Origin of the sequence: Microbacterium sp. LWH11-1.2 (genome assembly GCF_038397745.1) — a bacterium.
GTDB lineage: Bacteria > Actinomycetota > Actinomycetes > Actinomycetales > Microbacteriaceae > Microbacterium.
In genome coordinates, this window is sequence record NZ_CP151636.1 from 4,006,186 (window position 1) to 4,021,165 (window position 14,980).

The following is a 14,980-nucleotide window of genomic DNA, read 5'->3' on the forward strand; positions in this document are numbered from 1 at the left end:
CCTACGACCCCCTTTTGGAGTGAGGCCCACCAATGAGCAACTTCGCCTTCAACAACCCGGCGTTCAAGCAGCAGGATCCGCGCAATGTCGCGACCTACCCGGGCGGACCGCAGGCCGCTCAGGGTGCGCAGAACGCCTCCTTCCAGCACGCCACGATGGATGCCGCGGCCAACGCGCAGCTCGAGGGCATGTACGCGGCACCTCCCGCCGGCGCCATCGAGACCGACCGGATGTCCGTCGAGGACACCGTCTGGAAGACCGCCGGCCTGTTCGCCATCCTTCTCGTGACCGCGGCCGTCGGCTGGGTCTGGACGCTCGGCGGGGTCCAGATGAACCCGTACGGCGGCGTCTCGATGCTGCCGTGGATCATCGGCGCCCTCGGCGGCTTCGTGCTCGCCATGGTCATCACCTTCACGTCGCGCAAGAAGGTGCGCCCCGCGCTGATCTTCGCCTACGCGGCTTTCGAGGGCCTCTTCGTGGGTGGCATCTCGGCGTTCTTCGAGGTCATCTACCCCGGCATCGTCTTCCAGGCGACCCTCGCGACGGTCTCCGTCGTCGGCGTCACGCTGGCCCTCTTCGCCAGCGGCAAGATCCGCGCCTCGAAGAAGGCCACCAAGGTCTTCATGATCGCCATGGTCGGCTACCTCGTCTTCTCGCTGCTGAACCTCGTCCTGATGTGGACGGGCGTGCTGCCCGAGGGACAGGCGTTCGGCCTGCTGAGCGCGTCGATCGCCGGCATCCCGCTCGGACTCATCATCGGTGTGCTCGTCGTCATCATGGCCGCGTACTCGCTGGTGCTCGACTTCGACCAGATCCAGCAGGGCGTCCGCAACGGCGCTCCGCGCCAGTTCGGCTGGATGGGCGCCTTCGGCATCATGGTCACGGTCGTCTGGCTCTACGTCGAGATCCTGCGCATCATCGCGATCGTCCGCAGCAACTGATCACGATGATCAGCTGATCAGAGACCTCGTCGAGAGGCCCGTCTCCCCGGGGGAGGCGGGCCTCTTGCCATACCCGGGGAGGTGCGCGCAAGGGGGTGTCCTCGCGGATGGTCGAACGGCATAGTCATCTGCGAGACCCGACACCACGGGTATTCGCAACACAAAGGAGCAGACCATGAGTTTCCTCGGATTCCTTCTTCTCGGCCTCATCGCCGGCGCCATCGCCAAGCTGATCCTCCCGGGCAAGCAGGGCGGCGGCTGGATCGTCACGCTCCTGCTCGGCGTGGTCGGCGCCTTCCTGGGCGGCTGGCTCGGATCCGTCATCTTCGGTGTGGGCCTGGAGGAGTTCTGGAGCCTGCAGACCTGGCTCCTCGCGATCGGCGGCGCCATCGTCGTGCTGCTGATCTACGGCCTGATCGTCGGCCGCGGCAGCAAGGCTCGCAACTGAGCGGATACTGACGCCCGCACAGCACCCCAGAGACCCGTCCCTCCGGCAGCATCAGCTGCCGGAGGGGCGGGTCATCTTTCGTGTCCGTGCGCCTTCCGATCCAGCAGCGCTCTCTCCCGGTCATTTCCGGCCAGCCCCGCTGCCACGGCGAACTCGCTCCGCGCCTCCTCCTCGCGCCCGAGACGCAGGAGCAGCTCGCCGCGCGTCGCGGGCAGCAGATGGTAGCCGCGCAGCACGCCCGACGACGACAGCTGGTCGATGATGCGCAACGCCGATGCCGGGCCCGTGGCCATCGCCACCGCGGCCGCACGGTTCAGCTCGACCACAGGTGAGGGGGCGATGCGTCCCAGCGCTTCGTAGAGCAGCACGATCCGGTCCCAGTCGGTGTCGTCGACGGATGCCGCGACGGCATGGCACTCGGCGATCGCTGCCTGCAGGCTGTAGGCGCCGCGACCGCGACCGACGGCATCCGCCGCAGCGAGAGCCGCACGACCCCGCGAGATGCGGCTGCGATCCCAGCGGCGCCGGTCCTGATCGGCCAGCAGCACGGGGTCGCCGTTCGCGTCCACCCGAGCGGCGAACCGTGCCGCCGTCAGCTCCATGAGCGCGAGCAGGCCGTGCACGTCGGGCTCGCCGGGCATCAGCGCCGCCAGCACTCTGCCGAGCCGGATCGCCTCGTCGCTGAGCTCCGGCCGCATCAGGTCCGGGCCGCTCGACGCGGCGTGCGCCTCGTTGAAGATCAGATAGAGCACCCCCAGGACGGCTCCGAGGCGCTGCGCGTGCTCCTCGCGGGGCGGCACCTCGAACGGGGCGTTCGCGGCGGCGAGCGTCTTCTTCGCACGGACGATCCGCTGCTGCACGGTCGCCGTCGGCACGAGGAACGCGCGGGCGATCTCCTCGCTCGACAGACCGGCGACGACGCGCAGGGTGAGTGCGACCTGCGCCTCCTTCGAGAGCACCGGGTGACAGGCGATGAAGATCAGGCGCAGGACGTCGTCGTCGACGGCATCCGGATCCCACAGCATGTCCCCCGCTTCCGCCTGCTCCCGCTCCAGGTCGTGGGCGAGCAGCGCGACGCGCTCGTCGAGCCGCTCGCGACGGCGCCACCCGTCGATGGCCTTGCGCTTCGCGACCGCGGTGAGCCAGGCCGCCGCGTTGCGCGGAACTCCCTCGACGGGCCACTGCCGCAGCGCGTCGACGAGCGCCTCCTGCGCGAGATCCTCCGCCAGGCCGAAGTCGCCGACGATGCGGGTGAGGGCTCCGACGATGCGCGCGGATTCGATGCGCCAGACGGCGGCGACGGCGCGCTCCGTCGACCCCTGATCGGGGGCGGAACGCGCCGTCTCGCTGCGCGGGGAGTCGTCCATCACTGCTGTGCGCGCTGCGCCTGCTCGTCGCGCCAGCCCTCTTCCTTCTGGATCCACTCGTTGTCGGCGGGGAAGTCGGACATGTCGGTGACGCGGCGCACCTCGAGGAAGGAGCCGGGTCCGAGGGGTGCGCGGCTCGCCCACTCGGCAGCCTCCTCGCGACTGGAGACCTCGATGATCCAGAACCCGTTGAAGAGCTCCTTGGTCTCGCCGTAGGGGCCGTCAGTGATCAGGGGCGTCTCGGCGCTGAAGTCGACGACGAATCCCTCGGCGGCGTCGGTGAGGCCTTCACCCGCGGCCAGCACGCCGGCCTTGATCATGGACTCGTTGTACTTCCCCATCGCCTCGATGACCTCTTCGAACGGCATCTCCTTGAAGGACTCCACCGCTTCGTCGGTCGCGCGCATGATGAGCATGTACTTCATGATGTTCTCCTTGTTCGAGGGGCCGTCTCTCGACCCTCTCATCACAGACGTCGAACGGGAATGCCCCGGATCGACATCCTCGGGAGATTTTCTCGAGATTCTCTCTCGAGGCCGTTCCGGTCGCGCGCGGAGCTCAGCGACGCGAAGGACGCGATACCGCGTCCCGGATCACCGCGGCGAGAGCGGCGAGGGAGTGCTCGGGGTTCCAGGCCGCTGCGACCGCGGGGGCCTCGGCGCTGAGCCGCGCGCGCCACTCGTCGTCAGTGAGCACGCGCCGCAGGGCGTCGCCCAGGGCCTCGACGTCGCCGCCGGGGACCAGGACTCCCCCGCCCTGCTGCAGCACGTCACGGATGCCGTAGCGCACGTCGTAGGCGATGACGGGCGCACCATGCAGCAGCGCCTCGACCACTCCGAGCGGCTGGCCTTCGAACGCCGTGGACGTCACGACGACGGACGCACGATCGAGCACCCGCCCCGGGTCGTCGGTGTAGCCCGCGAGCAGGATCCGCTCCCCCGCATCGAGCTCGTCGAGCAGGGTCTGGATCTTCTCGTGCTCGGCTCCCTCGCCCCAGATCTCCAGCCGGGCGCCCGGAACATCGGCGGCGAGGAATGCGCGGATCGCCTGATCGACGCGCTTGGCGGGAGCGAGCCGCCCGAGCACGACGACCAGGCCGTCTTCGCGCAGGTCATCCCGCCGCTCGACCGGTGTGATGGGGTTGGGGACGACGACGTGCCGCGCCGCGTCGCCGAACCGGGCCACCACGTCGTCGCGCTGCGTCTCGGTCGGCCACACGACCGCGTCGAACCGGTCGGCCAGCGCGAGCCAGCGCTTCCAGAACACGCTCATCGGCGCATCCGGCGTGTACGGCGCCTCGAGGTGGATGGTGTGGATCGGGTGGATGATGCGCACACGGGGATCCGACCAGTCCGCGACGAGCTCGCCGAGCTGTCGGGACTCGCAGATCACGACGATGCGGCGGTCGCCGAAGGACGCCGTGACGTGGTCGAGCCACGCACAGTACAGCCCGCGGAACCCGCGGACACCGCCCACGACCTCCCCCGATGCATCGTGGATCAGCACGGGCTGCTCGGTGAGATGCCAGTCGGGATTCCCGGGGATGACCGGCAGCGCCGCGAACGGGCGGCCGTCGGCGTCGTCGAGCACCCGGTACTCGATGCCGGGCTCGGGTGCCGCCGCAGCATCCGCCGCCGCGAGGAGCCAGGCCGCCGCTCCCCCGCCGGGCGCGGCCGCCTCGTCGAAGAGATTGCGCATCCGCGACAGGTCGGTCAGCTCGCCGTGCTCGGCGAAGAACGCCCGGTGCTCCGCGTGCGCGGCCGCCGTACCGGGATCGAAGGTGAGCAGCTGCGGCCCACAGCCGTCGGCGACGCCGGCACGGGCCAGCTGCCGGGCGCGGGCGAGCGAGGCGATCGTGTATCCGCCGTCCCGGCCCGGGATCAGACGGCTGGACAGCACCAGGTACTCGGCGTCGGGGAGCTCCCCGGCCGCCGTATCCGGGGACACGGCGTCCCCTACTCCCACTCGATCGTTCCCGGCGGCTTCGACGTCACGTCGAGCACGACGCGGTTCACGTCGCGGACGCCGTTCGTGATGCGGTTCGAGATCTTCGACAGCACGTCGTACGGCAGGCGCGTCCAGTCGGCCGTCATGGCGTCTTCGCTGGAGACCGGACGCAGCACGATCGGGTGACCGTAGGTGCGGCCGTCGCCCTGCACGCCGACCGAGCGCACGTCGGCGAGGAGCACGACGGGGCACTGCCAGATCTCCTGGTCGAGGCCCGCCTTGGTGAGCTCCTCGCGGGCGATGGCATCGGCCTCGCGCAGGATCTCGAGACGATCGGCAGTGACCTCGCCGATGATGCGGATGCCGAGACCGGGGCCGGGGAACGGCTGGCGGCCGACGATCGCCTCGGGGATGCCGAGCTCACGGCCGATCGCGCGGACCTCGTCCTTGAACAGCGCGCGCAGCGGCTCGATGAGCTCGAAGTCGAGGTCGTCGGGAAGTCCGCCCACGTTGTGGTGCGACTTGATGTTCGCGGTGCCCGCTCCGCCGCCGGACTCGACGACGTCGGGGTACAGCGTCCCCTGCACGAGGAACTTCACGGGAGCGCCGCCCGAGGCCTTCGCCTCGGCGACGAGGTCGAGCTGCACCTTCTCGAACGCGCGGATGAACTCGCGGCCGATGATCTTGCGCTTCTCCTCGGGGTCGGTGACCCCCTTGAGGTGACCGAGGAAGGTGTCGGCGGCATCGACCGTGATGAGTCGGACGCCGGTGGATTCGACGTAGTCCTTCTCGACCTGCTCGCGCTCGCCCTTGCGGAGGAGCCCATGGTCGACGAACACGGCGGTCAGCTGGTCGCCGATCGCCTTGTGCACGAGAGCCGTCGACACCGCGGAGTCGACGCCGCCGGAGAGGGCCGAGATGACGCGGGCGTCGCCGACCTGCTCGCGGATGCGCTCGATCTGCTCGGCGATCACATTGCCGCTGTTCCAGTCGGAGGCGAGACCGGCGCCCTTGTGCAGGAAGTTCTCCAGCACGCGCTGGCCGTGGTCCGAGTGCTTGACCTCGGGATGCCACTGCACGCCGTAGAAGCCGCGCTCCTCGTTCGCGAACGCCGCGACCTTGGTGGCGTCGGTGGTCGCGAGGACCTCGAAGCCCTCGGGAGCCTTGGCGACCTGGTCGCCGTGGCTCATCCACACGTTCTGCTCCGCCGGCTGGCCGCCGAGCAGGGTTCCGCCGTCACCCGAGATGACGGCATCCGTCGCGCCGTATTCGCGCAAGCCCGTGTGGGCGACCTCGCCGCCGAGGGTCTGCGCCATGTACTGGAAGCCGTAGCAGATGCCCAGCGTCGGGACGCCGAGGTCGAACACGGCCGGGTCGAGGCGCGGAGCGCCCTCCTCGTAGACGGACGAGGGCCCGCCGGAGAGGATGATCGCCACCGGGTTCTTCGCCGCGATCTCCTCGGCGGTGGCGGTGTGCGGCACGATCTCGCTGTACACACCCGCCTCACGCACACGGCGGGCGATCAGCTGCGCGTACTGCGCGCCGAAGTCGACGACGAGAGCAGGGCGCTGCTCGGTCTCGGAATGCTCGGTCAACGGACACCTTCCGGGGCATTGTTCGGGTGGGTCGCCGAGCTTGTCGAAGCGTCTGCGGCCTCCCTGGTGGCGAGATAGGTCTTCACGTCGCGGGCGACGATCGTCTCCATGATGAACGAGAGCAGCGGGATCACACCGCCGAGCGCGAGCAGGATGAAGCGCAGGAACGGCCAGCGCATCAGGCTCCACATGCGGAAGCACGCGAACAGGTAGACGACGTAGAACCAGCCGTGCGCCACGAGGATGAACAGCGACAGGTTGAATCCGTCGCCCGTGGATTCGAGGCCCTCCGGGCCCTCGACGACCGGAGCGAACCAGAGCGGTCCGCCCGAGCCCCCGGCGAAGAGTTCGAGGTGGATCGGCGTGTACTTCAGCACCATCTCGGCGACCAGCAGGAGCAGCATGACTCCGGTGATGATCGACGCGATCTGGTAGAACTTCAGCGCACCGCGGATCGCCGGAAAGCTGGCGACTTTCGGTTCGGGCATGAGTCCAGTCTAGACGGCGCGCGAACAGTCCGATTCAGGTGTCGGCACCGCCTCCGCGCGTGCACGACTTCGGAGATCGAAGGCGAATCCCCGGGCGTCCGGTCCGTTCCCGCGGCGTGTCGGGCCCCATCTCCGCGGTTGTGCACGGGATGCCGCTCAGGGCGCCGGCGGACGAGCGACCAGCAGCTCGCCGTCTCCGCTGACCTCGAGACGGCCCGCGGCTGCGGGGACGAGCACCGTCGCGCCGGCGGCGAGGTGCTGCCCGGCGAGATCGACCGTTCCGCTGACCACGACGACGATCGCGAAGCCCGGCTCGACGACGGCAGCGCCGTGGACCGGCATCCGCTCCAGGCGGAAGTACCCGTCGGCATCGCGGGGGAACACCGAGCCCGACGGCGGCGCCGCATGCACGAGCGCTCCCATCTCGGCGAGACTCCGCGCCGTCCTGGTCACGGCGGCGAGCGCGAGGTCGAAGCCGAGGCCCAGGTGCCCGTGCTGAGGGCCGTCGATCTCGAACCCCTCCCACTCGAGCAGGATCGACAGATCCTCGGGCTGCTGCAGCTCGACGAGGAGCACGCCGGCGCCGATCGCGTGCAGCTCTCCCGGCGGGACCCAGACGACGTCGCCCGGCTGCACCTCGACGGCGTGCAGAAGGCCGAGGAGCGTACCGACGTCCTGGCGCGCGACGAGATCGGCGAGGGCCTCGACCGCCACATCCTCGCGCAGCCCGACGTGGACCGTGCCGCCCTCGAGGATGTACCACGCCTCGGCCTTGCCATGCGCGCGGCCGAGGTGCGAGGCGGCGAAGTCGTCGTGCGGGTGGGCATGCACGGGCAGGCGCTGACCGGCGTCGAGGAGCTTGACCAGCAGGCGGGCGTCGGAACCCCAGCGCCGCGCGTGACGCTCGCCGAGCCAGGCGACGGGATCGACCTCGATCGCGTCGCGGAGGAGCCGCCCGTCCGGGAGGCTGGTCAGGCCGAGAGCCTCCTCGCCACGGATCGTCGTCGTGGACCCGACCCAGTCCTCCGGCTCACGGGGAGCCGCCGCCGCTTCCCCTCGGAACGCGGAGATCCGGGCGCCGCCGCGGTAGAAGCGTTCCGGCGGGCGATTCGAGGGAAGGTTGATCGGTTTCACTGCTGTTCTCCGTTCCGGGCGTGGGCCGCGAGGAATCCGCCGACGAAGGTGTCACCGAGGCCGATGGTGGTGGGCGATGCGACATCGAGGGCGAACGCGGCGACGCCGACGGCATCCGGGGTGGTTTCTTCGATCGCACGGACGAGCGAGACTCCCCCGTCGTGCCGCTTCATGGCGGCCGTCTCGTCCGCGTCGGCGGCGGTGAACCCGTCTCCGAGACGATAGCGGGTCGCGGCCACCCGCACCGCGCTCTCCAACGCCGCACGATGCCGCGACGCGTCGGGTCCGACCGCGAGCGCCCAGTAGCGCGTGTGCACCACGAGGGCGGGCACGGGGATCAGCCGGTGGATCTCCCCCAGCGCCGCGGCGACCTGCGCCGGATCGAGCAGATCGACAGCCCGGCCGAGGTACTCCTGCAGCTCGTCCTCGTTCATGCCGTACACGTGGATGTGCGGCAGCAGCCGCGCGCGCACCGTCTCGGCGAACGCGCGGGTGTAGAAGCCGGCGTCCTCGTAGTACACCAGAGCCCCCGCCGCCAGGCGCGCCATCGCGGTGAGGAGCTCGCTGAGTCTCCGCACCAGCAGGTCGTGGTCCTGCATCGTGTTGAACCCCGAGATGAGGAACGCGGAAGCCTCCGCGAGCGCCTCGGAGAGGCCTGCGGCGATCGCCATCGTCCGATTCGGCGGATCGTTGGCGAAGATGAGCCGATTGGCCCCGGATGAGACCACCTCGCCGTCGGTCAGGCGCACACGCGCCCCCGCCGGATACTGCACGATCAGGTGCGGATCCAGCGTGTCCCCGTCAGCGGACGACAGGATCGTGATCCTGTCGGGAAGAAGGCGACGCACGTTGTCGTCGATGCTCACCAGATGCTGCACGCTCGGGATGCCGAGACCGTCGAGCACGAGACCGGCGCGGACTCCCGTGCCGCCGAGGGTCACGTCGTAGACGAAGTGCGCGGCGAAGCGCTCGACGACCTCGGAGGAGGCGACGAAGCGCTCCGCCCCGATCCCCTCTGCGGCGAAGGCGAGCACGGCGACCAGGAGTGAGCGCTCGTCGACGATCGGCCCCGTCGTGGTGAGGTCGCCGACGCCCACCCCATGCGCGCCGGCGAGCCGTTCGAGCACCGCGGAGTCCCACCGCAGCTCGTAGTCGACCGTGCCGCCGAGCCCGAGCACCAGCTGCCTGCCCACATCGCCGATCATCCGTCGAGCGCCCTCCCCGTCGATTCGTGCGTCAGTACAGGCCGGCCTTGCCGTCGGCACCGAACAGCTTGATCTTCTCAGCCGCCGTGGCCTTCATGGCGGCGATCGGCTCGGGCTGGATCGCGTTCGGCTCACGCAGACGCTCGTCGGTGCCGAGGATCTCGCGCATGCGGTTGTGGTACGCGACCTTGATGTCGCTGGAGATGTTGATCTTGTTGACGCCGAGTTCGACGGCGCGGCGCAGCTCGGAGTCGGGGTTCGACGATCCGCCGTGCAGGACGAGCGGGATGCCGACGGCGGCCTTGATCTGCTCGAGCAGATCGTGACGCAGCTCGGGGTTCTTCTCGGCCGGGTAGAGCCCGTGCGAGGTGCCGATCGCGATGGCCAGGCTGTCGACCCCGGTCTCCTGCACGAAGCGCACCGCGTCGTCGGGGTTGGTGTAGATGATCTCCGCCGCACCCGACTCGCCGTAGCTGTCGTTCGCGCCGATCGTGCCGAGCTCGCCCTCGACCTGCACGCCGACGGCGTGCGCGGCCTCGACGACCTTGCGGGTCAGCGCGACGTTCTCCTCGAACGGCAGCAGCGAGGCGTCGATCATGACCGAGGTGAAGCCGGCCTGGAACGCCGTGATCATCTGCTCGTACGTGCCGCCGTGGTCCCAGTGGATCGCGACCGGGACGCTCGCCCGATGGGCACGCGAGCGCATCGCGGTGATCAGATCGGTCGTGATGTGCGAGACCTCGTCGGGGTGGATCGCGATGATGACCGGGGCGTTCAGTTCCTCGCTGATGTCGATGATGCCGGTGAACATCGCCCAGTCGCTGATGTTGAACGCCGGGATCGCGAAGTTGTTCGCATTGGCGACGTCGAGGATGGATTTGCCGGTGTAGAGCACGTGTTTCTCCTGTTTCGTGGTGGTCGTTGGTCCGGTCGGACGGAGGTCAGCTCTTCACAGAGCCGGCGGTCAGCCCGCTGATGAAGTAGCGCTGGAAGAAGAGGAAGAGCAGCAGCACGGGGATCGAGCCGAGCACGCTCATCGCCATGATCTGGTTCCACTCGTAGGAGTGCTGTCCCATGAGGAGCTGGATGCCGATGGGGACGGTGCGCATGTCGATCGTGCGCGTCAGGGTCAACGCGAACAGGTACTCGTTCCACGCGATCATGAAGGTGTAGATGCCGACCGAGACGATGCCGGGGACGGAGATCGGGACGAGGATCCGCCAGAGCGCCGTCATGGAGCCGGCGCCGTCCACGCGCACGGCCTCGTCGAGCTCGCGCGGCAGGGTGTTGAAGTAGCCGGTCATCATGATGATCGCGTACGGCAGGGTGAACACCATGTACGTGAGGATCAGGCCCGCATACGAGTTGTAGAGGCCCAGCGCCACCATGAGGCCGAAGTACGGGATGAGCAGCGTGATGGGCGGCACCGCCTGCACGCTCACGATCACCACGTTCAGGATGCGCTTGCCGCGGAAGTCGAACCGGCTGAACGCGTAGGCCGCCTGGATCGCGACGATCAGGGTGAGCACGGTCACCGCACCGGCCACGATGTAGCTGTTCAGGAAGAACCGCATGGTCTCGGGGTTCGTGAAGATCGCGATGTAGGCGTCGAACGAGAACGTGTCGGTGATCAGCCGCGGGGGCAGCTCGAAGATCTGGGTGTTGGACTTGAACGAGCTCGACAGCATCCAGAGCACGGGTCCGGCGGCGAAGACCGCGCCGATGATCAGGCCGATGGACACACCCGCGGTGGCGACCCGGCGCTTGCCCTTGACGGTGAGAGCCATGGTCAGTCCCTCGCTTTCTGGTGACGGACGTAGAACACGGCGAGCACCATCGACATCAGCAGCACGAGGACGGCGGAGGTCGCGGCGAGCGAGAAGTCGTACTTGGCGAACGCCAGCTTGTACGTGAAGGTGCTGAGCACCTCGGTCACGTCGATCGGACCACCGCCCGTCGTCATCCAGATGAGGGCGAACTGCTGAGAGGTCCAGATCAGGTCGAGCAGCACGAGGCTGACGATGATCGGCCGCAGCTGCGGGATCGTGACATTCCAGAACCGCTGGATGGCGCTCGCGCCGTCGACGGTCGCCGCTTCGTTCAGCTCACCGGGGATGCCCTGGAGCCCGGCGAGCAGGCTCACCATGAAGAACGGGTACCCCGCCCAGATGTTGATGAACGTGATGGTGCCGAGCGCGAGCTGCGGCGAGGCGAGCCATTCGATGTCTGTGTTCAGCAGGAAGTTGATCACACCGTTCGGAGCGAGCAGCATGCGCCAGAGCACGGCGATCACCGCGACCGTGAAGAGCCACGGAAGGACGTAGAGGGCCCGGAAGATCGCGCGGGCCGCATGGTGGAGCAGCGTGCTGTTCAGCATCATCGCGAAGCCGAGGCCCAGGATGAGGTGGGCGATCACACTGCCGATCGTGAAGACGAGGGTGTTGCCGGTCGCCTTCCAGAATCCGGGATCGCCGAGGATCTCGACGAAGTTCGCGATGCCGACGAACTCGGGCGACTTGTTCAGGATGACGTTGTCCTGGAACGAGTAGCCGATCACCATGATGATCGGCACGATCATCAGCACGAGCAGCAGGATGATCGTGGGCGACAGGAAGGCGTAGGACTCCGTGGTCTTGCGCAGCTGACGTCGCCGGCGCGACAGCGGCACTCCCGTGACGATCACCTCGGTGTCGTCGGTCGTTCTCAGGCTCATGGGAACCGGTGCTCCTTGGTTGGTCGGGTGCCGCACCGCAGTGGCGATGCGGCACCCCGTTCATGCGGGAGGCGGGAGGCGGGAGATCAGAACTCCGCTTTCCAGGCCTCCTGTGCCTTCTTGAGCGCATCGTCGATCGACTGCTGACCGTCGAACGCCGACTGCAGCTGCTCGCCGAGCTGACGCATGAGCTCTTCCGCGACGGGAAGACCCGTGAACTCGTTCGCCGGGTAACCCGCCTGGTAGATCTCGAACGCCTTCTTGAACAGCTCGTCGTCCTCGACGAAGGCCGGGACCGATTCCGAGTTGCCCGGGAACGCGTTGGCCATGGTCGAGAGCTCCGAGTTGGTCTCCTCGCTCATCAGGAAGGAGACGAGCTTGAAGGCGGCGTCCTTGTGCTCCGAGTTCTCGGCGACGCCGATGCCCCAGGATGCGTACGGGATTCCGCGTTCTCCGTCGTAGCCGTCCTCCGCGGGGAGCGCGGAGATGGAGAACTTCAGGTCGGGGTTCGTCTCTCGGATCAGGTTGATGTGCGCGAGCGAGTCGATCATCATGCCGGCACGGCCGTTGGTGAACTCCTCGACCTTGTCCTGCTCCTTCATCGTGAACGATCCGGAGGCGATGACGCCGTCGTCCCACAGGCCGCCGATGTACTCGACAGCCGAGGTGACGTCGCCGTTGGTCAGGTCGGGCTGCCCGTCCTTCAGCATCGAGCCGCCCGACGCCCAGACCCACGACATCACGTCGTTCTGCACGCCGTTCGGTGTCTCGAGCGACAGCGGGAGCACCCAGCCGGAGACGTCTCCGCCGAGGGCTGTGACCTTGGCTGCGGCATCCGCGAACTCCGTGCGGTTCGTCGGCGGCGCGGTGACGCCGGCCTGCGCCAGCAGGTCGTCGTTCGTGAACATCGGATAGACGAAGTTCACGACCGGGATCATGTAGGTGCTGCCGTCGACCTGGATCTGGCTGGCCAGCTGACTGTCGTCGTAGTCGTTCTCCTTCATCAGCGCGGTGAGATCGGCGATCACACCCTGCGAGGCGAAGTCGTTCACCCAGGCGCCGTCGAGTCCGACGACGTCGGGCATGGTGCCGGATGCCGCTCCGGCGAAAAGCTGCTCCTTGGTCGACGCGTACGGACCGCTGACCAGTTCGACCGTGATGCCCGGGTTCGCCTCCTCGAACTTGTCGATGAGCGCGCGGAACTCGCCGTCAGGCAGCTCCGGCTCCCACCACTGAGCGAACTCGATCGTGACATCCTCGCCGTCGCCGCCCCCGTCGCCTGAGGTGCTGGGCGTGCAGCCCGCCACCGCCAGAAGGGCAACCGTCGCGGTCGCGGCGCCGACGATCATTCGGGTTCGTCCGCGCCCTCGTCCCACTGTGCTCATCACTTCTCCTCTTCGAGATCGTGCCGCATGACGCGCTTCAATGCTTCTTCATGCGGTTTTGAGCCATGTTATGCCGACATCTGCGTGATCGTCAAGGGCAACTTTGTCGCATTTCCTCCTGCCTCTCCCAGAATCACAGGGATTTCCTGCACCGATCGCTAGTGTCGCTGATGTGCGTCTTTTTGCATGACTATGCGGTGTTGGTCTCTCGAATGTGCTAAAGATGAGGTCATGGATGCTTCCGGAACGGCGCGACGCCGCCTGCCTGCGGGCAGAAAAGCCGACCTCGCCAGCTACGTCGAGCAGACCGGGCAGGTGACGGTCAGCGATCTCGCCGAGCACTTCGGCGTCTCGATCGACACGATCCGCCGCGACCTCGACCAGCTCGACCGCGAAGGCGTGCTCGTCCGCACCCACGGCGGGGCGGTCAGCTCCGCGAGCGGCCCCCTCAAGGACCGCGCGCTCGACGTGCGCATGCGCGTGCAGACCGAGGAGAAGGAGCGGATCGCGCGCGTGGCGGCCGGGCTCGTCGAGGACGGCTCGGTCATCATGCTGAACGCCGGCACGACGACCCTCGCGGTCGCACGAGCGCTGCGAAACCATCACGACCTCACGATCGCCACGAACAACCTCCGCATCCCGGGCGAGCTCTCGCCGTCGGCCTTCCGCGACCTGTACGTGTTCGGCGGAGCCGTGCGCTCGATCACCCAGGCGACCACCGGACCGGTGACGTTCACCATGACGCCGGGCGGACCGGAGGTCGACATCCGCTGCGACCTGGCACTCATCGCGGTCGGCGCGATCGATGAGGCCGGATACTCGACCTCGAACCTCGGCGATGCGGCGATGATGTCCGAGATGATCCAGCGCGCGGAGCGGACCGCGATCCTCGCCGACTCCACGAAGCTGGGTCGCCGCTTCTTCGCGCAGATCGCGCTGCTCGACCGCGCCGACTACCTGATCACCGACGCGCCGCCGCCGGCGCGCATCGCCGCCGCCCTCGCGCAGGCCGACGTGCAGGTGCTCACTCCCTGAGTCGACGACGCCCGGGCAGACGCGGATCGGTCAGGATTCGAGAAGCGCCGCCCGCTGCTGCTCCGTAGCGTCGATGACATGAACACGATCATCGATTCCGTCACCCTCGACGTCGCCGACCTCGAGGCCGCACAGTCCTTCTACGCAGACACGTTCGACCTCGGCGATCGTCTGCGATTCCGCACCTCGGATGCCGAGACATCCGGGTTCCGCGGATACACCCTCTCGCTGGTGGTCTCGCAGCCGGGGAACGTGCACGCCCTCGTCGACGCCGCCGTCGCCGCGGGAGCCAGCGTGGTCAAGCCCGTCGCGAAGTCGCTCTGGGGCGTGGGCGGCACCGTGCAGGCGCCGGACGGGGCGATGTGGAAGATCGCCACTTCGTCGAAGAAGGACACCGCTCCCCCGAGCCGCTCCGTCGACGAGATCATCCTGCTCCTCGGCGCCGAGGATGTCGTCGCCACGCGGACATTCTACACGGAGCGTGGCATCCCCGTCGCGAAGAGCTATGGCCGCAGCTACGTGCAGTTCGACACCGGGACGAGCCCGATCGGACTCGGGCTCTACCGCCACGCCTCGCTCGCGAAGGATGCGGGCGTGCCCGCTGCCGGCTCCGGATCGCACCGGCTCACCGTCAACGGCGCACTCGGGACCGCGGTCGATCCCGACGGCTTCGCCTGGGCCCCGGTGGAGGTGTACTCCTGAACGACGGAGGCCGTCGGGAT

General features: G+C 68.3%; 15 protein-coding genes. 4 read left to right on the forward strand and 11 right to left on the reverse strand.

All coding sequences use genetic code 11. The annotated features are described in order from the left end of the window. The first annotated feature begins 32 nt into the window (after nucleotides 1-32). Together MRBLWH11_RS19540 and MRBLWH11_RS19545 are read left to right on the forward strand one after the other, a co-directional pair. The gene (locus tag MRBLWH11_RS19540; protein ID WP_116634601.1) at nucleotides 33-941 is read left to right on the forward strand and encodes a Bax inhibitor-1/YccA family protein; all 909 of its coding nucleotides are present in this window, start codon (nucleotides 33-35) and stop codon (nucleotides 939-941) included. Between the two features lie 175 nt (nucleotides 942-1,116). Then, nucleotides 1,117-1,389 carry a GlsB/YeaQ/YmgE family stress response membrane protein gene (locus MRBLWH11_RS19545; protein WP_116634600.1) on the forward strand — a complete coding sequence of 91 codons (273 nt, stop codon included), beginning with the start codon at nucleotides 1,117-1,119 and terminating at the stop codon, nucleotides 1,387-1,389. Between the two features lie 71 nt (nucleotides 1,390-1,460). Here the strand turns inward: MRBLWH11_RS19545 and MRBLWH11_RS19550 are convergent, their stop codons facing one another. From MRBLWH11_RS19550 to MRBLWH11_RS19600, 11 genes are all read right to left on the reverse strand, one after another. Beyond that, nucleotides 1,461-2,756 (reverse strand): RNA polymerase sigma factor, encoded by a 1,296-nt coding sequence (locus tag MRBLWH11_RS19550; RefSeq protein WP_116634599.1) that lies wholly within the window; start codon nucleotides 2,754-2,756, stop codon nucleotides 1,461-1,463. Then, on the reverse strand, nucleotides 2,756-3,181 hold the full coding sequence (locus tag MRBLWH11_RS19555; protein WP_116634781.1) for a YciI family protein: 426 nt from the start codon (nucleotides 3,179-3,181) through the stop codon (nucleotides 2,756-2,758). Before MRBLWH11_RS19555 ends, MRBLWH11_RS19550 begins: the two co-directional genes overlap by 1 nt. Before the next feature lie 133 nt (nucleotides 3,182-3,314). Next, the gene (locus MRBLWH11_RS19560; RefSeq protein WP_341946054.1) at nucleotides 3,315-4,703 is read right to left on the reverse strand and encodes a glycosyltransferase; all 1,389 of its coding nucleotides are present in this window, start codon (nucleotides 4,701-4,703) and stop codon (nucleotides 3,315-3,317) included. Between the two features lie 8 nt (nucleotides 4,704-4,711). Beyond that, entirely contained in the window at nucleotides 4,712-6,298 is a 1,587-nt protein-coding gene (guaA, locus tag MRBLWH11_RS19565) for a glutamine-hydrolyzing GMP synthase (RefSeq protein WP_116634597.1), read from the reverse strand. Further along, on the reverse strand, nucleotides 6,295-6,786 hold the full coding sequence (locus MRBLWH11_RS19570) for a DUF3817 domain-containing protein (protein WP_116634596.1): 492 nt from the start codon (nucleotides 6,784-6,786) through the stop codon (nucleotides 6,295-6,297). The genes guaA and MRBLWH11_RS19570 overlap by 4 nt, the downstream gene beginning before the upstream one ends. A gap of 156 nt (nucleotides 6,787-6,942) precedes the next feature. After that, nucleotides 6,943-7,920 carry a class I mannose-6-phosphate isomerase gene (locus tag MRBLWH11_RS19575; protein ID WP_341946055.1) on the reverse strand — a complete coding sequence of 326 codons (978 nt, stop codon included), beginning with the start codon at nucleotides 7,918-7,920 and terminating at the stop codon, nucleotides 6,943-6,945. Continuing rightward, nucleotides 7,917-9,113, reverse strand: a complete 1,197-nt coding sequence (locus tag MRBLWH11_RS19580; protein WP_341946056.1) for an ADP-dependent glucokinase/phosphofructokinase — start codon at nucleotides 9,111-9,113, stop codon at nucleotides 7,917-7,919. The genes MRBLWH11_RS19575 and MRBLWH11_RS19580 overlap by 4 nt, the downstream gene beginning before the upstream one ends. A gap of 43 nt (nucleotides 9,114-9,156) precedes the next feature. Then, on the reverse strand, nucleotides 9,157-10,020 hold the full coding sequence (locus tag MRBLWH11_RS19585) for a ketose-bisphosphate aldolase (RefSeq protein WP_116634594.1): 864 nt from the start codon (nucleotides 10,018-10,020) through the stop codon (nucleotides 9,157-9,159). 46 nt (nucleotides 10,021-10,066) lie between these two features. Then, entirely contained in the window at nucleotides 10,067-10,912 is an 846-nt protein-coding gene (locus tag MRBLWH11_RS19590) for a carbohydrate ABC transporter permease (protein ID WP_341946057.1), read from the reverse strand. 2 nt (nucleotides 10,913-10,914) lie between these two features. Then, the gene (locus tag MRBLWH11_RS19595; RefSeq protein WP_116634592.1) at nucleotides 10,915-11,838 is read right to left on the reverse strand and encodes a sugar ABC transporter permease; all 924 of its coding nucleotides are present in this window, start codon (nucleotides 11,836-11,838) and stop codon (nucleotides 10,915-10,917) included. A gap of 86 nt (nucleotides 11,839-11,924) precedes the next feature. Further along, on the reverse strand, nucleotides 11,925-13,223 hold the full coding sequence (locus MRBLWH11_RS19600; RefSeq protein ID WP_116634591.1) for a sugar ABC transporter substrate-binding protein: 1,299 nt from the start codon (nucleotides 13,221-13,223) through the stop codon (nucleotides 11,925-11,927). 231 nt (nucleotides 13,224-13,454) lie between these two features. On the opposite strand from MRBLWH11_RS19600, the gene MRBLWH11_RS19605 reads away from it, so the two are divergent. Both MRBLWH11_RS19605 and MRBLWH11_RS19610 read left to right on the forward strand, forming a co-directional pair. Further along, nucleotides 13,455-14,258 (forward strand): DeoR/GlpR family DNA-binding transcription regulator, encoded by an 804-nt coding sequence (locus MRBLWH11_RS19605; protein ID WP_116634590.1) that lies wholly within the window; start codon nucleotides 13,455-13,457, stop codon nucleotides 14,256-14,258. 78 nt (nucleotides 14,259-14,336) lie between these two features. Further along, complete coding sequence (locus tag MRBLWH11_RS19610) at nucleotides 14,337-14,960, forward strand: glyoxalase (protein ID WP_341946060.1); 624 nt, start codon at nucleotides 14,337-14,339, stop codon at nucleotides 14,958-14,960. Nucleotides 14,961-14,980 lie beyond the last annotated feature (20 nt).

Excerpts from the sequence above, each read along its gene's own strand:
- MRBLWH11_RS19540 (WP_116634601.1), top strand. The coding sequence starts at position 33 with ATGAGCAACTTCGCCTTCAACAACCCGGCGTTCAAGCAGCAGGATCCG.
- MRBLWH11_RS19545 (WP_116634600.1), top strand. The coding sequence starts at position 1,117 with ATGAGTTTCCTCGGATTCCTTCTTCTCGGCCTCATCGCCGGCGCCATC.
- MRBLWH11_RS19550 (WP_116634599.1), bottom strand. The coding sequence starts at position 2,756 with ATGGACGACTCCCCGCGCAGCGAGACGGCGCGTTCCGCCCCCGATCAG.
- MRBLWH11_RS19555 (WP_116634781.1), bottom strand. The coding sequence starts at position 3,181 with ATGAAGTACATGCTCATCATGCGCGCGACCGACGAAGCGGTGGAGTCC.
- MRBLWH11_RS19570 (WP_116634596.1), bottom strand. The coding sequence starts at position 6,786 with ATGCCCGAACCGAAAGTCGCCAGCTTTCCGGCGATCCGCGGTGCGCTG.
- MRBLWH11_RS19590 (WP_341946057.1), bottom strand. The coding sequence starts at position 10,912 with ATGGCTCTCACCGTCAAGGGCAAGCGCCGGGTCGCCACCGCGGGTGTG.
- MRBLWH11_RS19595 (WP_116634592.1), bottom strand. The coding sequence starts at position 11,838 with ATGAGCCTGAGAACGACCGACGACACCGAGGTGATCGTCACGGGAGTG.
- MRBLWH11_RS19600 (WP_116634591.1), bottom strand. The coding sequence starts at position 13,223 with ATGAGCACAGTGGGACGAGGGCGCGGACGAACCCGAATGATCGTCGGC.
- MRBLWH11_RS19605 (WP_116634590.1), top strand. The coding sequence starts at position 13,455 with ATGGATGCTTCCGGAACGGCGCGACGCCGCCTGCCTGCGGGCAGAAAA.
- MRBLWH11_RS19610 (WP_341946060.1), top strand. The coding sequence starts at position 14,337 with ATGAACACGATCATCGATTCCGTCACCCTCGACGTCGCCGACCTCGAG.